Raw genomic sequence first — 18,257 nt, forward strand, 5'->3', positions numbered from 1 at the left:
CATGCCGCGTCCCGCACCCTGGCTGCTGCCCGAGGGGATCGAGGAGCTCCTGCCCGATCAGGCGGAGCGGGCCGAGGCCCTGCGCCGGCGCCTCATCGACCTCTTCCACGCCTGGGGCTACCGCCTGGTGGTGCCGCCGCTGGTGGAGCACCTGGAGTCGCTGCTCACCGGAACCGGCGGCGATCTCGAGCTCGACACCCTCAAGCTGGTGGATCCGGCGAGCGGGCGCATGCTGGGGGTGCGGGCGGACATGACCCCGCAGGTGGCGCGCATCGAGGCGAGCCGGATCCGCGCCGAGGTGCCCACGCGGCTGTGCTACGTGGGCAGCGTCCTGCGGGCCCGGCCCCAGGGCGCGCAGGGGGGGCGCAGCCCCATCCAGGCCGGGGCCGAGCTCTACGGCCACGACGGCGTCGAGAGCGACGCCGAGGTGGCGTGCCTGATGGTGGAGACGCTGCGCTGCGCAGGCCTCGAGGGGATTCTCCTCGACCTCGGCCACGTGGGCATCTTCCGCGCCCTGGCGGCCTCCGTGGGCCTCGCGCCGGAGGACGAGGCGGAGCTCTTCGGCCTGCTGCAGCGCAAGGCGCAGGCGGCCATCGCCGAGCGCCTCGCGGCGTGGGGGGTGGCGGAGCCCGAGCGGGCCGCGCTCGCGGCCCTGGCGCGCCTGCACGGCGGGGTGGAGGTGCTGGCGCGGGCGGCGGAGGTCCTCGCCCCCTGCGGCGAGGGGCCGATGCGGGCGCTGGTTCGGCTCGAGGCGCTGGCGCGCAGGCTCGGCGCCCGGCTCCCCGCGGTGCGCCTGCACGTGGATCTCGCCGAGCTGCGGGGCTACCGCTACCACACCGGCGTCGTCTTCGCCGCCTTCGTCGCGGGTTGCGGCGAGGAGGTGGCGCGCGGCGGGCGCTACGACGGGGTCGGTGCCGCCTTCGGGCGCGCCCGCCCGGCGACGGGGTTCAGCACCGACCTGAGGCTGCTGCTCGCCCTGGGGACGGCGGCGGCGGAGGCGGGCGAGGGGGCGGTCCTCGCCCCCGCGGTGGAGGATGCGGCGCTCGCCGAGGCGGTGGCGCGGCTGCGCGCGCGGGGCGAGCGGGTGGTGCAGGCGCTTGGGCTGCCGGGGGAGACGCCGCGGGCGATGGGCTGCGCGCGGGTGCTCGTCCGGCGCGGTGACGCATGGGTCGCGGAGGAGGTCTCCGCGCCCCCGGGGGAGGGCGACGATGGGTAGGAGCGTGGTGGTGGTCGGCACCCAGTGGGGGGACGAGGGCAAGGGCAAGGTGGTGGACCTGCTCACCCCCGGGGTGGCGGCGGTGGTGCGGTTCCAGGGCGGGCACAACGCCGGCCACACGCTGGTCATCGACGGCGAGAAGACGGTCCTGCACCTGATCCCCTCGGGCATCCTGCATGAGGGGGTGCGGTGCCTGATCGGCAACGGCGTGGTGGTGGCCCCCGACGCTCTGGTGAGGGAGATCGAGGGGCTTGAGGCGCGCGGGGTGCCGGCGCGCGAGCGCATCGGCGTCAGCGGGGCCTGCCCCCTGATCCTGCCCTACCACCAGGCGCTGGATCTCGCCCGCGAGCGGGCCCGGGGCCGCGACGCCATCGGCACCACCGGCCGCGGCATCGGGCCTGCCTACGAGGACAAGGCGGCGCGGCGGGGGCTGCGCGTCGCCGACCTGCTGGAGCCGGCGCGCTTCGCCGAGCGCCTGCGCGAGGTCATGGACTATCACAACTTCGTCCTCACCCGCTACCTGAACGCCGAGGCGGTGGACTACGACACCGTGCTCGAGGGGGCGCTGGCGGCGGCGGAGGTGATCGGGCCCCTGGTCACGGACGTGGCCGGGACGCTGCACGGGCTGCGCGAGGCGGGCGCCGACCTCCTCTTCGAGGGCGCCCAGGGGGCGCTCCTGGACATCGACCACGGCACCTATCCCTACGTGACCTCCTCCAACTGCGTCGCCGGGGCGGCGGGGGTCGGCAGCGGGGTCGGCGTCGGCGACCTCGACTATGTCCTCGGCATCACCAAGGCCTACACCACCCGGGTCGGCGGCGGCCCCTTCCCGACCGAGCTGCAGGACGAGACCGGGCGGCGGCTCGCCGAGCGCGGGCACGAGTTCGGCTCCACCACCGGGCGGCCGCGCCGCTGCGGCTGGCTCGATCTGGTGGCGCTGAGGCGCAGCGTGCGCCTGAGCGGCGTCGACGGCCTCTGCATCACCAAGCTCGACGTCCTCGACGGGCTGGAGCGGGTGCGGGTGTGCGTGGGCTACCGCGACGGCGGGCGGCTGCTGGATGCCCCGCCTGCGGGGGCCGAGGCGCTCGCCCGCTGCGAGCCGGTCTACGAGGAGCTTCCGGGGTGGCACGAGTCCACCGCGGGGCTCACCGACGAGGCGGCGCTGCCCGGGAACGCGCGGCGTTACCTGGAGTTCGTGGAGCGGTTCGTGGGCGTGCCCGTGGACATGATCTCCACCGGTCCCGAGCGGGGGGAGATCATCACCCGGCGCGACCCCTTCGGGCGGGCCTGAACATGGAAAGGGCCCCGTGCGGGGCCCTTCGGGTGTCTGGTGCCGAGGAGAGGACTTGAACCTCCACGGGGTTTCCCCCACTAGTACCTGAAACTAGCGCGTCTACCAATTCCGCCACCTCGGCGCGGGCGCAAAATGTACCCGCGGGGCCGGTGGCTGTCAACGAAGAGCGAGAACCACCAGTGGCCAGGACATCGGACGGGCGGCGCGGCGCGCGCCGCCGCGCAAGCCTCCGCCAGCACAAGGTCGAGATCCCCTCGCGCGCGGACATCGTGCGCTTCCTGCGCCGGCGCGGACGGCCGGCCTCGGTGGCCTCGCTGGCGCGCGGGCTGGGCCTGGCCGAGGCGGCGGCAAGGGAGGGGCTCGAGCGTCGGCTCGAGGCCATGGTCCGCGACGGGCAGCTGGTGCGCACGCGCCGCGGCTCCTACGGCCTGGCCGAGAAGATGGATCTCGTGCGGGGGCGCGTGCTCGCCCACCCCGACGGCTGGGGCCGGGTCATCGGCGAGGACGGCGGCACCGAGGTGTACCTGCCGCCGCGGCAGATGCGCTCGGTGATGCACGGCGACCGCGTGGTGGTGGCGGTGAGCGGCCTCGGCCCCGGCGGGGTGCCCCAGGGCAGCGTGGTCGAGGTCCTCGAGCGCGCGGTGCGCCGCATCGTCGGGCGCTTCCAGCAGGAGGCCGGGGTGGGGTTCGTGGTCCCGGACGAGGCCCGCATGCTGCACGAGGTGGTGATCCCGCCGGGCGCGGAGGGCGGCGCCCGGCCGGGGCAGCGGGTGGTGGCGGAGATCACCCGCGCCCCCACCAGCGGCAGCCTCCCCATCGGGCGCGTGGTGGAGATCCTCGGCGAGCACGTGGATCCCGGCACCGAGATCGATACCGCCATCCGCATCCACGGCATCCCGTGGGAATGGCCGCAGGCGGTGGCGCAGGAGGCCGCGCGCTTCGGCACCCGGGTGGCGCGCTCGGCGCTCGCCGGGCGCGAGGACCTGCGCCGGCTCCCGCTGGTGACCATCGACGGGGTCGACGCCAAGGATTTCGACGACGCCGTCTGGTGCGAGCGCCGCCGGGGCGGCTGGCGCCTGGTGGTGGCCATCGCCGACGTCTCCCACTACGTGCATCCGGGGTCGGCCCTGGACGGCGAGGCCGCAGAGCGCGGCAACTCGGTCTACTTCCCGGGTCGGGTGGTGCCGATGCTGCCCGAGGTCCTCTCCAACGGCCTCTGCTCCCTCAACCCCGGCGTCGACCGGCTGTGCATCGCCTGCGAGATGACCATCAGCCGCGACGGGCGGATCACGCGGGCGCGCTTCCACGAGGGCGTCATGCGCTCGGCGGCGCGCCTGACCTACGACGAGGTGGCGGCGATCCTCGCCGGCGACGAGCGGGCACGGCGCCAGCGGGAGGACCTGGTGCCGCACCTCGAGGAGCTGCACCGCCTCTACCAGGCGCTGGCCGAGGACCGGCGCCGGCGGGGCGCGCTGGACTTCGACAGCACCGAGACCCGCATCGAGTTCGCCGAGGACGGGCGCATCGCGCGGGTGGTCCCGGTGGTGCGCACCGACGCCCACCGCATCATCGAGGAGTGCATGATCGCGGCCAACGTCGCCGCCGCCCGCTTCCTCGGCCGCCACCGCATCCCCACCCTCTATCGCGTGCACGAGCCGCCCCCGGCGCAGAAGCTCGAGGACCTGCGCGCCTTCCTGCAGGAGTTTGGTCTCGGCCTCGGCGGGGGCGACGAGCCGCAGGCGCGCGACTTCGCCCGCCTGCTCGAGCAGGTGCGCGGCCGGCCCGACGCCCACCTCATCGAGGGCGTGGTGCTGCGCTCCCTGGCCCAGGCCGTCTACAGCCCCGACAACACCGGCCACTTCGGCCTCGCCCACGAGGCCTACCTGCACTTCACCTCGCCCATCCGCCGCTACCCGGACCTGCTGGTGCACCGGGGCATCCGCCATGTCCTGCGCGGCGGCAAGGCCGCCACCTTCCCCTACGCCCACGAGGACATGGCGCGCTACGGCGAGCACTGCTCCATGACCGAGCGGCGCGCCGACGAGGCCACGCGCGACGCCGTGGACTGGATGAAGTGCCGCTACATGCTGGACCACGTGGGGGAGGTCTTCGAGGGCGTCATCACCGGGGTCACCAACTTCGGCATCTTCGTCGAGATCGACGGCGTCTATGCTCAGGGGCTGGTGCACGTGACCTCGCTGCCCAACGATTACTACCATTTCGACCCGGTGAGGCACCGCCTGCTGGGCGAGCGCACGCGGCGCATGTACCGGCTCGGCGAGCGGGTGGCGGTGCGCGTGGTGCGGGTGGACGTGGACGAGCGCAAGATCGACCTCGAGCCCGCGGAGGGCGCAGGGAGTCGGGGGCGGCGTCGCGGCGGGAGGCGGCGGCGATGAGGGCGGCGCGCCCGGCGCTGGTGGCGGCGCTGTCGCTGGCCCTCGGGGCCTGTGCCACCTGCGATCCCAACCGCGGCCTGAAGACCGGTCTCGTGGTGGGGACCCTGGCGGGCGCCGCCACCGGCACGCTGGTGGGGGCGTCGGCGGCCGGCTACGCCCTCGCGGAAGGGGCCGCCGGCGCCTATCTGGGACGGCTGCGCGACCGCGGCGCGCCGCCCGGCCGGTGCGGCGAGGGCGCGGCGCGGGAGCCGGCGGGCAAGGAGCAGGCCCGACCGAGCCGGCCCGTGGAGGCCCCGGGGGTGATCCGCGCGCGCCCGGCGACGCCGGAGGAGATCCGCGAGCGGCTCAGGCGCCTGCGGGAGAAGGCGCAGGAAGCCGCACCGGCGGCAGGAGACGACGCGGCCCCGCCGGTCCCGTCCGGACCGCAGGGGGTACCCGCGCCCCCGGCGCCCCAAGGGCCGGCGCCGGAGGCGCCTGCGGAGCCCGCCTCCGAGGCGCCTGGTGCGGGCGGAGGGGCCGTCGCGATGGCGGAGTCGGCCGCCGGGTCCGCGGTCTCCGCCTCCGTGGAGGCGGATGCGGCCGCGGCGGCGGGTCCCGAGCGGACGCTGCGGATCCGCTTCCAGCGGGATTCCGCGGTCCTCGATAGCGACTCCCTGGCCAAACTGCGGCGCCTGGCCGCGCGCCTTGCGCAGAGGCCGCTGCTGCGCGTGCACATCACGGGGTACGCCTCGGGCGACGGTCCGGGCGACGGTCCGGAGGACTACAACCATAAGCTCTCGCACCGGCGCGCCGAGGCCGTGGCCCGGGTCCTCGAGGCCGCGGGCGTGCCGCGCCGGCGCATGATCTTGCGCGGGCTCGGCGAGGGTGCGCCCCTTGCGCCCGAGGACAGCGAGGCGGGTCGCGCGCGCAACCGCCGTGTCGAGGTCACGATCCTCGAGGGCGGCGGTGTCCGGGAGGCGGAGCGCCGCGCCGCCGGCGTCGGGGCGGCCGACGGGTGAGCCCCGGGCGCTGGATCTGCGGCGTCCACGCGGTGCTCGCGGCGCTGGAGTCGCCGCGGGCGGCGGTGGAGGCGGTGGAGCTGGCGGCGCCGCGGCGTGACCGGCGCGCGGCGCGGGTGCGCGCGGCCGCCGCCCGCCGGCGCATCCCCGTGCGCGAGGTCCCGAGGGCGGAGCTGGATGCGCGCTTCCCGGGCCTGCCCCATCAGGGGGTTGCCGCCCGATGCGCGGGGCTTGCCGAGCTCGACGAGGCGGCGCTCCCCGGCCTGGTCACCGCCGAGGCGCTGCTGCTGGTCCTCGACGGGGTGCAGGACCCGCGCAACCTCGGCGCCGCCCTGCGCAGCGCGGCGGCCTTCGGCGCCGCCGCCGTGGTGGTCCCCCGCGACCGGGCCGCGGGGCTCACCCCGGCGGCGGAGAAGGCAGCGGCCGGCGCCGCCGAGCGGCTGCCGCTGGTGCGGGTGACCAACCTCGCCCGCGCCCTCGACCGCCTCGCGGAGGCCGGCGTCCACCTCGTGGGCGCCGAGGCGGACGCGCCGACCGCGCTGGCCGAGGCGGAGCTGCCCCGGCCGCTCGCCTTCATCCTCGGCGGCGAGGCGCGGGGCCTGCGCCGCCTGACGCGGGAGCGCTGCCACAGCCGCGTCGCCATCCCCATGGCCGAGGGCGTCGAGAGCCTCAACGTCTCGGTCGCCGCCGCCGTCTGCCTCTACGAGGCCCGCCGCCGCGGCTGACGGGGCCGCGGTCTCTCAGTACGTGCAATTATTAGAATATTAACCGAGCTGAATGCTCGGAAAAACCATGCGTTCCGTAGGCTTGATCCTGATCAAGGTCCAAGCCCGCCGCGCCCCCTTAGGTTGTCCGTGGTCGGATCGCGGGAGGACCGGAGGCGATGGGGGTCGCCATGGAGCGGAGGGCGTTCCTGCGGGGGCGGCGGCGGCTGCCGCAGCCCCTCCGCCCACCGGGCGCGTGTGCGGAGGCGGTCTTCGTCGCCCGCTGCGACCGGTGTGACGGCTGCATCCGCGCCTGTCCCGAGCGGATCCTGCGCCGCGGCGGCGGCGGCTTTCCCGAGATCGACTTCACCCGCGGCGGCTGCACCTTCTGCGGCCGCTGCGTGACGGCCTGCGCGCGGGGCGCGCTGGCGCCCTGGGGACGGGGGCGGCCCTGGATGCTCGAGGCGCGGCTCGATGCGGCCTGTCTCGCCCTGCAGGGCATCGGCTGCATGAGCTGCCTCGATGCCTGCCCGCGCGAGGCCATCGCGCTCCGGCCGCTGTGCGGGCGGCTCGCACCGCAGGTGGATGCGGCGCGCTGCGACGGGTGCGGCGCCTGCGTGCGGCCCTGTCCTGTGGGCGCGATCCGGATGGTACGGCGGGAGGACGCGGCGCGCGGCGCCGCCTGAATACGGAGGGACGACGATGGACGTGGCGGGGGTCGTGGTCTACGTGCAGCCCGGGCGCACCGAGCCGGTGCTGGAGGCGCTGCGCGGCGTCGAGGGCGTGGAGGTGCATGGCCGCGCGGGGGCGCATCGCATCGTCGTCACCGTCGAGGAGACCCCGCGGACCCCGGTGGCCGAGACCCTGGCGCGGGTCAGCGCCCTGCCCGGCGTCCTCGTCGCGGCGACGGTTTACGAGTATTGCGATTCTGCGGACCAAGCGGAGGCATGACCATGAAGATGACCAGGCGAGAGTTCGTGAAGGCGCAGGCCGCAGCCGCCGCCGCGGCCGCGGCCGGTCTGAGCCTTCCGGGGGCGGGCACGGCGCTTGCGGCCGCCGACACCCGGATCCGCTGGGACAAGGCGCCGTGCCGCTTCTGCGGCACCGGCTGCGGCGTCCTCGTGGGCGTGCGCGACGGCCGCGTCGTGGCCACCCAGGGCGACCCGGACGCCCCGGTCAACCGCGGGCTGCAGTGCATCAAGGGCTACTTCCTCGCCAAGATCATGTACGGCAAGGACCGCCTGGCCACCCCGCTGCTGCGCATGAAGGACGGCAAGTTCGACAAGAACGGCGAGTTCACGCCCATCACCTGGGAGCAGGCCTTCGACATCATGGCCGAGAAGTTCAAGGAGGCCCTGCGCAAGAAGGGACCCACCTCCATCGGCATGTTCGGCTCCGGCCAGTGGACGGTGTGGGAGGGCTACGCCGCGGCCAAGCTCATGAAGGCGGGCTTCCGCTCCAACAACATCGACCCCAACGCGCGCCACTGCATGGCCTCGGCGGTGGCGGGGTTCATCCGCACCTTCGGCATCGACGAGCCCATGGGCTGCTACGACGACCTCGAGCACGCCGACGCCTTCGTGCTCTGGGGCTCGAACATGGCCGAGATGCACCCCATCCTCTGGTCGCGCCTGACCGACCGGCGCCTGTCCGCCGACCACGTCCGGGTGGCGGTGCTGTCCACCTTCCGCAACCGCAACTTCGACCTCGCCGACATCGGCATCGTCTTCAGGCCCCAGACGGACCTGGCGATCCTCAACTACATCGCCAACCACATCATCCAGACCGGGCGGGTCAACGAGGCCTTCGTCAAGGATCACGTCAACTTCCGCATCGGTGTGACCGACATCGGCTACGGCCTGCGCCCCGACGACCCGCGCGAGAAGCGGGCCAAGAACGCGGCCAACCCGGCCGCCTCCAAGCCCATCACCTTCGAGGAGTACGCCCGCTTCGTCTCCGAGTACACCCTCGACAAGGTGTCGAAGATGTCGGGGGTGCCGGAGAAGGACCTCGAGGCCCTGGCCGAGCTCTATGCCGACCCCAAGACCAAGGTCACCTCCTTCTGGACCATGGGCTTCAACCAGCACAGCCGCGGCACCTGGGTCAACAACCTCATCTACAACGTCCACCTGCTGGTGGGGAAGATCTCCGAGCCCGGCAACGGCCCGTTCTCGCTCACGGGGCAGCCCTCGGCCTGCGGCACCGCGCGCGAGGTGGGCACCTTCGCCCATCGCCTGCCGGCCGATCTCGTGGTCATGAAGAAGGAGCACCGCGACATCGCCGAGAAGATCTGGAAGCTGCCGGAGGGCACGATCCCGGGCAAGCCCGGCTATCACGCCGTGCTGCAGAACCGCATGCTCAAGGACGGCAAGCTCAACGTCTACTGGGTGATGTGCAACAACAACATGCAGGCCGCGGCCAACCTCAACAACGAGACCTGGCCCGGCTACCGCAACCCGGAGAACTTCATCATCGTCTCCGATCCCTACCCGACGGTGACGGCGATGGCCGCGGATCTCATCCTGCCCACCGCCATGTGGGTGGAGAAGGAGGGGGCCTACGGCAACGCCGAGCGGCGCACCCAGTTCTGGCGCCAGCAGGTGGCCCCGCCGGGCGAGGCGCGCTCGGATCTGTGGCAGATCGTGGAGTTCTCCAAGCGCTTCAAGGTCGAGGAGGTCTGGCCCGAGGAGCTCCTTGCCAAGAAGCCCGAGTATCGCGGCAAGACCCTCTACGAGATCCTGTTCCGCAACGGGCAGGTGGACAAGTACCCCTACGAGAAGGGGACGGTGCGCGACGCCGCGGGCAACGTCTACGACAACCTGGAGTCGGAGCACTTCGGCTTCTACATCCAGAAGGGCCTCTACGAGGAGTACCGCCTCTTCGGCCTCGGCAAGGGCCACGATCTTGCGCCCTTCGACATGTACCACCAGGCCCGTGGCCTGCGCTGGCCGGTGGTGGAGGGCAAGGAGACCCTGTGGCGCTATCGCGAGGGCTACGACCCCTACGTCAAGGAGGGCGAGGGGATCCGCTTCTACGGCAAGCCGGACGGGCGCGCGGTGATCTACGCGCTGCCCTACGAGCCGCCCGCGGAGGTGCCCGACGGCGAGTACGACCTGTGGCTGGTCACGGGCCGCGTGCTCGAGCATTGGCACTCCGGCTCCATGACCCGGCGGGTGCCCGAGCTCTACCGCGCCTTCCCCGACGCGGTGGTCTTCATGCACCCGGACGATGCGCGCGAGCGCGGCCTGCGCCGCGGCATGGCCGCCAAGGTGCAGAGCCGCCGCGGCGAGATCACCGTGCGCGTCGAGACCCGCGGCCGCAACCGGCCGCCGCGGGGGCTGGTGTTCATCCCCTGGTTCGACGCCGCGCGGCTGGTCAACAAGCTGACCCTGGACGCCACCTGCCCCATCTCCAAGGAGACGGACTACAAGAAGTGCGCGGTCCGGGTCACGCGGGCCTGAGGGCGGCGCGGTGTCCGGCGGGAACGGACAGGGACGCGCGGCGGCCGAGGCGGCCCGGCGTCGCTTCCTCGTGGGCCTCGCCCGGGGGGCGGCGGGGATGGCGATGATCGGGCTCGGCCTCGGCCTCTACGCCCGGCGCGTGGCGGCGCGCCCGGCGGTGGCGCTGCGCCCCCCGGGGGCGCTGGCGGAGCGGGACTTCCTCGGCGCCTGCGTCCGCTGCGGCCTGTGCGTGCGCGACTGCCCCTTCGACACCCTGCGCCTTGCGCGCCTGGGCGAGGACGTCGCCGCGGGTACGCCCTATTTCGTCGCCCGCGAGGTCCCCTGCGAGATGTGCGAGGACATCCCCTGCGTGGCGGCCTGCCCGACGGGGGCGCTGGACAAGGGGCTGACCGACATCGACGACGCCCGCATGGGGCTTGCGGTCCTCATCGACCGCGAGAACTGCCTCAACCTGCGCGGGCTGCGCTGCGATGTCTGCTACCGCGTCTGCCCCCTCATCGACCGGGCCATCACGCTGGAGATGCGGGAGAACACCCGCACCGGGGTCCACGCCATCTTCGAACCCGTGGTCCACGCCGACGCCTGCACCGGCTGCGGCAAGTGCGAGCACGCCTGCGTGCTCGACGAGGCCGCGATCCGGGTCCTCCCGCGCCGCCTCGCGCGCGGCGCCATGGGCCGGCACTACCGGCTCGGCTGGGAGGAGAAGGCGAAGGCGGGGCGGTCGCTGGTGCCCGGCGTCATCGACCTGCCGGACCGGCTGCCGGGAGGGTGAGCCATGGAACGGATCCCCGGGAGGGAAGCGGTGCGCGTGCGGGGCTGGTGGCCGGCCCACAAGTGGCTGGTGCTGCGGCGCGCGAGCCAGCTCGCGGTGCTGGGGCTCTTTCTCGCCGGGCCCTGGTTCGGGCTGTGGATCGTCAAGGGCAACCTCTCCTCCAGCCTCACCCTGGGGGTGCTGCCCCTGACGGATCCATTCGTGCTGGCGCAGACCCTGGCCGCGGGGCATGTGCCGGAGCTCGCGGCGCTGGTGGGGGCGGGGATCGTCCTCGCCTTCTACGCCCTCGTGGGTGGGCGCGTCTACTGCGCCTGGGTCTGCCCCGTCAACCCGGTCACCGACGCCGCGCGCTGGCTCCATGACCGGCTGGGCATCCGCGGCGGGGCGGGCGTCTCGCCGAGGCTGCGGTACTGGCTGCTGGGGACGGTGCTGGCGGTGGCGGCGGCCACCGGGATGGCGGCGTGGGAGCTGGTCAATCCGGTCTCGATCCTGCACCGCGGCCTCATCTTCGGCTTCGGCGCCGGCTGGGCGGTGATCGCGGCGGTCTTCCTCGCCGACCTGCTGCTGGCGCGGCGGGCCTGGTGCGGCCATCTCTGTCCCATGGGGGCCTTCTACGGGCTGCTGGGCAGGGTGGCCCAGGTGCGGGTGCGGGCGGAGCAGCGTGCGCGCTGCGACGAGTGCATGGACTGCTACCGCGTCTGCCCCGAGCCGCAGGTCCTGCGCGCGCCGCTGCGCGGGACCGGGGGGGCCGGTCCGGTGGTGCTTTCCGGCGACTGCACCAACTGCGGCCGCTGCATCGACGTCTGCCCGCAGGACGTGTTCCGGTTCGGGCTGCGCGGCGGCGGGCGGGAGGATTCGGTCGAGATTTCCAGGAGTGCGGAGGTTCAGCCATGAACAAGGTGATGCGGATCGGTCTCGTGATCGTGGCGGCAGGCGCGGTGTGGCTGCCGCGCGCCGACGCCGAGTCGGCGGGGATCCACTCCCTGCGGGGCGAGCATGCGGTGGAGGAGACGACGCCGCCGCCGGAGCTCAAGCAGTACGTCAAGGACCGCGCCCCGTACGCGCGGGACTACATGACCCAGCCCCCGCTCATCCCGCACAGCATCCAGGGCTACAGGATCGACCTCAAGTTCAACAAGTGCCTGACCTGCCACAGCTGGGCCAACGCCCGCGAGTCGGGGGCGACCAAGATCAGCATCACCCACTTCAAGGACCGCGAGGGCAACGATCTCGCCAACGTGGCGCCGCGCCGCTACTTCTGCACCCAGTGCCACGTGCCGCAGGTGAATGCGCCGCCGCTGGTGGAGAACGAGTTCAAGCCCCTGCCCACGATCCGCCGCTGAGGCGCGGGAAAGGAGCGAGTCATGGCCACCAACGAGCGAGCGGTGAACGGGCGCGCGGCGGCGCGTCCGGGGCTGTGGGCGCGGCTTCGCAGCCCCGCGGCCAAGTGGTCCGTGGGGGGGCTCCTGGGCGTGGGCTTCGTCGCCGGGATCATCTTCTGGGGCGGCTTCAACACCGCCATGGAGGCCACCAACACGGAGCAGTTCTGCATCTCGTGCCACGAGATGCGCGACAACGTCTACCAGGAGTACAAGGACACCGTCCACTACAGCAACCGCACCGGCGTGCGGGCCACCTGTCCGGACTGCCACGTGCCGAGGCCCTGGGTACACAAGGTGGTGCGCAAGATCAGGGCCTCCAACGAGCTCTACCACTGGCTCATGGGCACCGTGGACACGCCGGAGAAGTTCGAGGCCAAGCGGCTGGAGCTCGCGCGCCACGTCTGGAAAGCGATGAAGGAGACGGACTCGCGCGAGTGCCGCAACTGCCACGACTTCGACTCCATGGACTTCGCCGTGCAGGGGCGCCGCGCCGTGGCCCAGCACAGCCGGGCCCTGGACGAGGGCAAGACCTGCATCGACTGCCACAAGGGCATCGCGCACTCGCTGCCGGCGATGTACGAGGTGGATCCGAGCCAGGCGGTGGGCAACCGCTGACGCCTTCGTGCCCGGGTCGGGGCCGCGTGGCGGCCCCGGCCCTTTTCCGTCCGGAGGGGCGGATCGCGCTTCAGGACCGGGGTGCCGCTGCCGATGTACAATACCGCGACGTTCAATGCTGGGGAGGTCCGGCCATGTACAAGCGCATCGGGGTCGTCATGCTGGCGGGGATCGTGCCGGTGATGGGGGCGGCGGGGCAGGACCCCATCCGCGACGGCGAGGCCATCGTCAAGGCGGCGGACTGGAAGCAGGCGCAGCGGATCGAGGTGCGTATCGAGGAGTACGAGTACGCGCCGGACCGGATCGTGCTCGAGGCGGGGAAGCCCTACAAGCTCGTGATCGAGAACGAGGGCGAGAAGGCGCACTACTTCACCGCCCCGGAGTTCTACAAGGCGGTGGCCTGGCGCAAGGCCGAGGCCGAGAAGGTCGAGGTCAAGGCCCCGTACTTCAAGGCCTTCGAGATCAAGCCGGGCGGCGAGCTGGAGCTCTTCTTCGTCGCCGTGGGGAAGGGCAGCTTCCCCGTCTACTGCACCATCGACGACCATCGCGACAGGGGCATGGAAGGCGAGATCGTGGTGCGCTGAGGTGGCGCGGGGGCGCGTCCGCTGGGCGCTCGCCCTCGCCGTTGCCGCGGCGGGGGCGGGTGCCGAGCAGATCCCACGCGAGCCGGCGGAGGTGGCGGTGCCGGTGCCGTGGGCGGGTGCGGCGCCGGTGGTGGACGGGGACCTCTCCGAGTGGGAGGACGCCCGCTGGGTGCCGGTGCCGGTCGGCCCGGCGCTGGAGGGCGACGAGAAGAACACCACCGGCGAGCGTGTGGTGGTTCTCGCTGCCCGCATGGCCGGCGACCGCATCTACCTCGCGGCGCGCTGGCCGGACTCGGAGGAGAACCGAGAGCACCGGCCGTGGAAGCGCCGGGGCAACCGCTACCGCCGGGGGCGCGAGCGCGACGACGCCTTCGCCGTGCGCTTCGAGATGGGCGGCAGCTACGACTGGTGCATGCTCACCCGTGCCGACTACGAGGTGGACGTCTGGTTCTGGGCCGCGGGTCGCACCGATGCAGCCGGCTTCGCCGACGACCTCCACTTCGTCATCGGCCACGACCCCCTGGAGGACGCGGCCGAGTACGACGGGCCGGACGGCCGCACGGTCTACATCCGCAAGCGCCCGGACGAGGGCGAGGGTGTCTACCGCCTGCGAAGGAAGCCGCTGGGCGCAGGGCCCACGGAGATCCCCAGTGTCGAGCCCGTGGCGGGCGGCCCCACGGGGAGCCGGGCGGACGTGAAGGCGAAGGGCGTCTGGCGCGACGGTTTCTGGCAGGTGGAGTTCTCCCGCGCCCTGGACACCGGCCACGCCGACGACGCACGCCTCCAGCCCGGGCGCACGATCCGCGGCGCCATCGCCGTCTTCGACCGCGGTTACGACCAGCACAAGAGCGTCTCGGGGACGCTGCGCTTCGAGCTCGCGCCGGCCCCGTGAGCGCCTCGGCGGCGGGCTCAGGCCGCGCGGCAGACGCGGTTGCGTCCCGCCTGCTTGGCCCGATAGAGGGCGGCGTCGGCCGCCTCCACGAGGTCGTCGGGCCCCTGGCCCCGATGCTCGGGCAGGGCCGCCACCCCGACGCTGATGGTGACGCGCAGGCCGTCCACCGGGGTGCGCTCCACCTCCTCGCGGAGGCGCTCGGCGAGGTGCGCGGCGCCGTCGAGGGGGGTGCTGGGCAGGATCACGAGGAACTCCTCGCCGCCGTAGCGGCAGGGGATGTCGGTGTTGCGCACGGCGCGGCGCGTCACCTCGGCGATGGCCTGCAGGACCCGGTCGCCCTGCTCGTGGCCGTGCTCGTCGTTGAAGCGCTTGAAGTGGTCGACGTCGAACATGACCACCGAGAGCGGCAGCTCGTAGCGCTCGGCGCGCCGGTACTCGCGGGCCAGGGTCTCGTCGAGGTGGCGCCGGTTGTAGAGCCCCGTGAGGGGGTCGGTCACGGAGGCGCGGCGTAGCTCCTCCTCGAGCTGCTTCTCCTTGGTGATGTCGCGGATGAGGGCCGCCGAGCCCACGACCTGGTCCTTGCGGGTGCGGATGGTGGCGACGTGCACGCTCAGCACGCGCCCGCCGCGGTGCAGGACCACCGGCTCGTCGGCGTGGTCCCGGGACAGCCACTCCACCATGGCCTCGGGGTCGTCAAAGAGGTTGAGGAAGCCCTCGGCGGCGATGCGCCGCATGTCCTTGCCGACCAGCGTCTCGGCCGCCGGGTTGACCAGCACCACCTGGCCGGTGCGGTCGGTGACCACGATGCCCTCGCGGGCGCTGAGGATGATGGTGGTCAGCTTGTCCTGCTCCTGCTGCAGGCCGGTGTAGCTCTTCAGCACCCGCTGGATCATGCGGTTGAAGCTCGAGGCCATGCGGCCGAGCTCGTCGTCGCTCACCACCGGAACGCGGCGCGTGAGGTCGCCCTCGGCCACGTGCACCATCGCGTCGGTGACCTCGGTGATGGGACGCACCACGGAGCGGCGGATGAGCAGTCCGGTGGTCGCGAGCACCAGCGCCACCGCCAGCGCCATCAGCACCAGCCCGCGCTGCCAGGTCTCGCGCACGGCCTGCTCCACCGGGGCCATGGAGGTGGTGAGCTTGAGGAGGCCGCGCACCTCGTGGTCGCCGCCGTGGCAGCGGTGGCAGCGATTTTGGTTGCGGATGGGGGCGAGGAAGGTGAGATAGCGCTGTCCGCTGGAGTCCCACTCGTAGTAGGCGACCATCTCCTTGGTCCGCAGCGCCTCCTGCAGGGCGCTGTGCTCGGCCGGCAGGACCCGCACCACGGCCTCGGTCTCGTGCGGCGGAAACTCCTCCTCGCCGCGGCGGCGGTTGACCGCGCGGATGGTCTCGTTGTCGCGGAAGGCCTCGATGCCGCTGGTGCGCAGGATGCGGAAGTCGGCGACGTCCGAGACGCGCTTGAGGTTGTCGGCGAAGGTCTGGGCGACGTCGGCATAGCCCGCCAGCATCACCGTCTGCAGCGCCTGGATCACGCTCTCGGCGAGCTTGCGCACCGTCGCCTCGTTCTGGCGGATGATGTTGCGCTCCTCGTTGAGCGTCAGGTAGTAGGTCGTGGAGACCAGGCCGAGCGTGGCGACGATCCCCACCATGAGAAGGATCTTGTGTCCGATGCGGTTGAGCACCCCCGTCGTACCCCCGGCGACCCTTGCGGAATGCTGATCATACCGGCCGCCTCCGCGCACCGCCACGGGGGCGGCCCGGCGCCTTGACAGCCTCCGGGCCCGGCGCCTAGATTGGCGGCCCCTCCCGCGGGAGGGATGTCTCGGGTGCCTCCGGCCGGAGCCGGAGGTGAAACGGGAAGACCGGTGCGCTCCCACGGGAGCAAGTCCGGCGCTGCCCCCGCAACGGTAGGCGGGTCGAGGGGGCTGCACGAGGCCACTGTGCCTTAGGGCATGGGAAGGCGCAGCCCCCGGGGTCGCACGGCCCCGCCCGCGAGCCCGGAGACCGGCCCGAGACGCTGCCGGTGGCGCTGCGGAGGGCGGCGCCGGGCGGAGCCGGTCGTGCCGGGCGTCTCCTCCCCACCCTCCTCCGCGCGCCGATGTTGCACCGCACCCGTGCGGGTGTGCACGGAGGAGGAGATCCATGCGCAAGACCGCCCTCGTCGCGGCCCTGCTCGCGGCCGGCCCCGCCGTCGCCGCCGAGACCGCCGCCCCCCTCATCGTCACCGCCACGCGCACCGCCGAGACTGCCGACGAGACCCTGGCCTCGGTGACCGTGATCACGCGCGAGGCCATCGAGCGCAGCCAGGTCCGCAGCGTCCAGGAGCTGCTCGCCGGCCTGCCCGGCATCGGGATCGCCAACAACGGCGGCGACGGCAAGGCCACCTCGCTCTTCCTGCGTGGCACCGAGTCCGACCACGTCCTGGTGCTGGTGGACGGCGTGCGGGTGGGCTCGGCCACCCTCGGGACGACCGCTTTCGAGCAACTGCCGCTCGCCGAGATCGAGCGCATCGAGATCGTGCGCGGGCCGCGCTCGGCCCTCTACGGCTCCGAGGCCATCGGCGGCGTGATCCAGATCTTCACCCGGCGCGGGGGCGGGCCGGACCTTTCCGCCGCCCTCGGCGCGGGCAGCCGCGCCACCGCCAGCGCCAGCCTCTCGCTGCGCGGCGGCGGCGGAAAGGCCTGGTACGCCCTGGGGCTGTCCGGCCTCGATACCGACGGCATCGATGCCTGCCGCGGCAGTCTCACGGAGGGCTGCTTTGCCATCAAGCCCGACGAGGACGGCTACCGCAACCTCGGGGCCAGCCTCAGCCTCGGCGGGCGCGTCGGGGATGTGGAGGTGGAGCTGGGCTGGCTTCGGTCCGAGGGCGAGACCGAGTTCGACGGCGCCTTCCAGAACGGCGCCGACACCCTCCAGGAGGTGGTGCGTCTCGAGACGCGGATCGAGCGGGGGGAGGCGCTGTGGACGGTGCGCCTGGGGCGGGCCCGCGACGAGTCCGACAACACCCTCGACGGCGCCTTCGTGAGCCGCTTCGTCACCGAGCGCGACAGCGCCACCGTCCAGGCCGACCTCCCTGTGGGCGCCGGCGTCCTCAGCCTGGGGGTGGACTACCTGGACGACGAGGTGGGCGGCACCGCGGGCTACGCCGTGGAGACGCGCCGCGACACCGGCGTCTTCGCGCAGTGGCAGGCGGGGAGCGCGGCCGGCGACTGGGCGCTCGCGCTGCGCCACGACGACAACGAGCAGTTCGGAGATCACGTCACCGGCAGCGTCGCCTGGGGCCGGGAGGTGGGCGCCGGGCTGCGCCTCGTCGCCGCCTACGGCACCGCCTTCAAGGCGCCCACCTTCAACGAGCTCTACTTCCCTGGTTTCGGCAACCCCGACCTGGACCCCGAGCGGTCCCGTTCCGTGGAGCTCGGCCTGCGCCGCAGGCAGTGGTGGTCGCTGACCCTGTTCGCGACCCGCATCGACGACCTGATCGGCTTCGACGCGAGCTTCACGCCGCGCAACATCGACGAGGCCCGCATCGTCGGTCTCGAGGGCGAGGCCGCGCTGCGGCTCGGCGACTGGGCGCTGCGCGCCGGCGCCACGCTGCAGGAGCCGGAGAACCGCGGCGACGGCGCCGAGCGCGGCAACACGCTGCCGCGGCGCGCCAGGGCCTTCGGCCGCATCGAGCTGGACCGCGACCGCGGGCGCTGGTCGGCCGGGGCGACGCTGCGCGCCGAGGGGCCGCGCTACGACGATCTCGCCAACACGCGGCGGCTTGCGGGCTACGCCGTGCTCGACCTGCGCGGCGCCTACCGGCTCTCGCGCGCCCTGCGGCTGCAGGCCCGGGTCGAGAACGCCCTCGACAAGGACTACGAGACCGCCGCGGGCTACCCCCAGCCCGGGCGCGGGGTCTTCCTCACCCTGCGCTACGCGCGGCCCCGCGGATAGGCGGCGG

General features: G+C 73.3%; 16 protein-coding genes, 1 tRNA gene and 1 riboswitch. Of the genes, 15 read left to right on the forward strand and 2 right to left on the reverse strand.

Going from position 1 to position 18,257, the window contains the following annotated elements:
* Position 1 precedes the first annotated feature (1 nt).
* Both EDC57_RS06050 and EDC57_RS06055 read left to right on the forward strand, forming a co-directional pair.
* Complete coding sequence (locus EDC57_RS06050) at positions 2–1,216, forward strand: ATP phosphoribosyltransferase regulatory subunit (protein WP_123401014.1); 1,215 nt, start codon at positions 2–4, stop codon at positions 1,214–1,216.
* Positions 1,209–2,507 (forward strand): adenylosuccinate synthase, encoded by a 1,299-nt coding sequence (locus tag EDC57_RS06055; RefSeq protein WP_123401015.1) that lies wholly within the window; start codon positions 1,209–1,211, stop codon positions 2,505–2,507. Before EDC57_RS06050 ends, EDC57_RS06055 begins: the two co-directional genes overlap by 8 nt.
* A gap of 37 nt (positions 2,508–2,544) precedes the next feature.
* On the opposite strand, the gene EDC57_RS06060 is transcribed toward EDC57_RS06055, so the two are convergent.
* Positions 2,545–2,631, reverse strand: a tRNA-Leu gene (locus tag EDC57_RS06060).
* Between the two features lie 58 nt (positions 2,632–2,689).
* Here EDC57_RS06060 and rnr point away from each other — a divergent pair.
* The 12 genes from rnr to EDC57_RS06120 all read left to right on the forward strand — a co-directional run bounded on the left by rnr (position 2,690) and on the right by EDC57_RS06120 (position 14,314).
* On the forward strand, positions 2,690–4,906 hold the full coding sequence (rnr, locus tag EDC57_RS06065; RefSeq protein WP_123401016.1) for a ribonuclease R: 2,217 nt from the start codon (positions 2,690–2,692) through the stop codon (positions 4,904–4,906).
* Positions 4,903–5,904: an OmpA family protein gene (locus EDC57_RS06070; RefSeq protein ID WP_123401017.1), complete on the forward strand. Its 1,002-nt coding sequence runs from the start codon at positions 4,903–4,905 to the stop codon at positions 5,902–5,904. Before rnr ends, EDC57_RS06070 begins: the two co-directional genes overlap by 4 nt.
* Entirely contained in the window at positions 5,901–6,629 is a 729-nt protein-coding gene (gene rlmB / locus EDC57_RS06075) for a 23S rRNA (guanosine(2251)-2'-O)-methyltransferase RlmB (RefSeq protein WP_123401018.1), read from the forward strand. The genes EDC57_RS06070 and rlmB overlap by 4 nt, the downstream gene beginning before the upstream one ends.
* A gap of 170 nt (positions 6,630–6,799) precedes the next feature.
* On the forward strand, positions 6,800–7,294 hold the full coding sequence (gene napF, locus EDC57_RS06080) for a ferredoxin-type protein NapF (protein ID WP_123401822.1): 495 nt from the start codon (positions 6,800–6,802) through the stop codon (positions 7,292–7,294).
* Between the two features lie 16 nt (positions 7,295–7,310).
* Complete coding sequence (locus EDC57_RS06085) at positions 7,311–7,559, forward strand: chaperone NapD (RefSeq protein WP_170165059.1); 249 nt, start codon at positions 7,311–7,313, stop codon at positions 7,557–7,559.
* A 2-nt stretch (positions 7,560–7,561) separates the two neighbouring features.
* Positions 7,562–10,069, forward strand: a complete 2,508-nt coding sequence (napA, locus tag EDC57_RS06090) for a nitrate reductase catalytic subunit NapA (protein WP_123401020.1) — start codon at positions 7,562–7,564, stop codon at positions 10,067–10,069.
* Positions 10,070–10,079: 10 nt separating this feature from the next.
* Entirely contained in the window at positions 10,080–10,841 is a 762-nt protein-coding gene (napG, locus tag EDC57_RS06095; RefSeq protein ID WP_123401021.1) for a ferredoxin-type protein NapG, read from the forward strand.
* Between the two features lie 3 nt (positions 10,842–10,844).
* Entirely contained in the window at positions 10,845–11,735 is an 891-nt protein-coding gene (gene napH, locus EDC57_RS06100) for a quinol dehydrogenase ferredoxin subunit NapH (RefSeq protein WP_123401022.1), read from the forward strand.
* Positions 11,732–12,184 carry a nitrate reductase cytochrome c-type subunit gene (locus EDC57_RS06105; RefSeq protein ID WP_123401023.1) on the forward strand — a complete coding sequence of 151 codons (453 nt, stop codon included), beginning with the start codon at positions 11,732–11,734 and terminating at the stop codon, positions 12,182–12,184. The genes napH and EDC57_RS06105 overlap by 4 nt, the downstream gene beginning before the upstream one ends.
* A gap of 21 nt (positions 12,185–12,205) precedes the next feature.
* Positions 12,206–12,838 carry a NapC/NirT family cytochrome c gene (locus EDC57_RS06110; RefSeq protein ID WP_123401024.1) on the forward strand — a complete coding sequence of 211 codons (633 nt, stop codon included), beginning with the start codon at positions 12,206–12,208 and terminating at the stop codon, positions 12,836–12,838.
* 134 nt (positions 12,839–12,972) lie between these two features.
* Entirely contained in the window at positions 12,973–13,422 is a 450-nt protein-coding gene (locus EDC57_RS06115; RefSeq protein ID WP_123401025.1) for a cupredoxin domain-containing protein, read from the forward strand.
* Position 13,423: 1 nt separating this feature from the next.
* Entirely contained in the window at positions 13,424–14,314 is an 891-nt protein-coding gene (locus tag EDC57_RS06120; RefSeq protein ID WP_170165060.1) for an ethylbenzene dehydrogenase-related protein, read from the forward strand.
* A gap of 17 nt (positions 14,315–14,331) precedes the next feature.
* On the opposite strand, the gene EDC57_RS06125 is transcribed toward EDC57_RS06120, so the two are convergent.
* Positions 14,332–15,996 carry a diguanylate cyclase gene (locus EDC57_RS06125; protein ID WP_211331913.1) on the reverse strand — a complete coding sequence of 555 codons (1,665 nt, stop codon included), beginning with the start codon at positions 15,994–15,996 and terminating at the stop codon, positions 14,332–14,334.
* A gap of 136 nt (positions 15,997–16,132) precedes the next feature.
* Positions 16,133–16,331: riboswitch (cobalamin riboswitch) on the forward strand.
* Between the two features lie 125 nt (positions 16,332–16,456).
* On the opposite strand from EDC57_RS06125, the gene EDC57_RS06130 reads away from it, so the two are divergent.
* Positions 16,457–18,250 (forward strand): TonB-dependent receptor domain-containing protein, encoded by a 1,794-nt coding sequence (locus tag EDC57_RS06130; protein WP_123401027.1) that lies wholly within the window; start codon positions 16,457–16,459, stop codon positions 18,248–18,250.
* Positions 18,251–18,257 lie beyond the last annotated feature (7 nt).

This window comes from Inmirania thermothiophila, from assembly GCF_003751635.1.
Lineage (GTDB): Bacteria > Pseudomonadota > Gammaproteobacteria > DSM-100275 > DSM-100275 > Inmirania > Inmirania thermothiophila.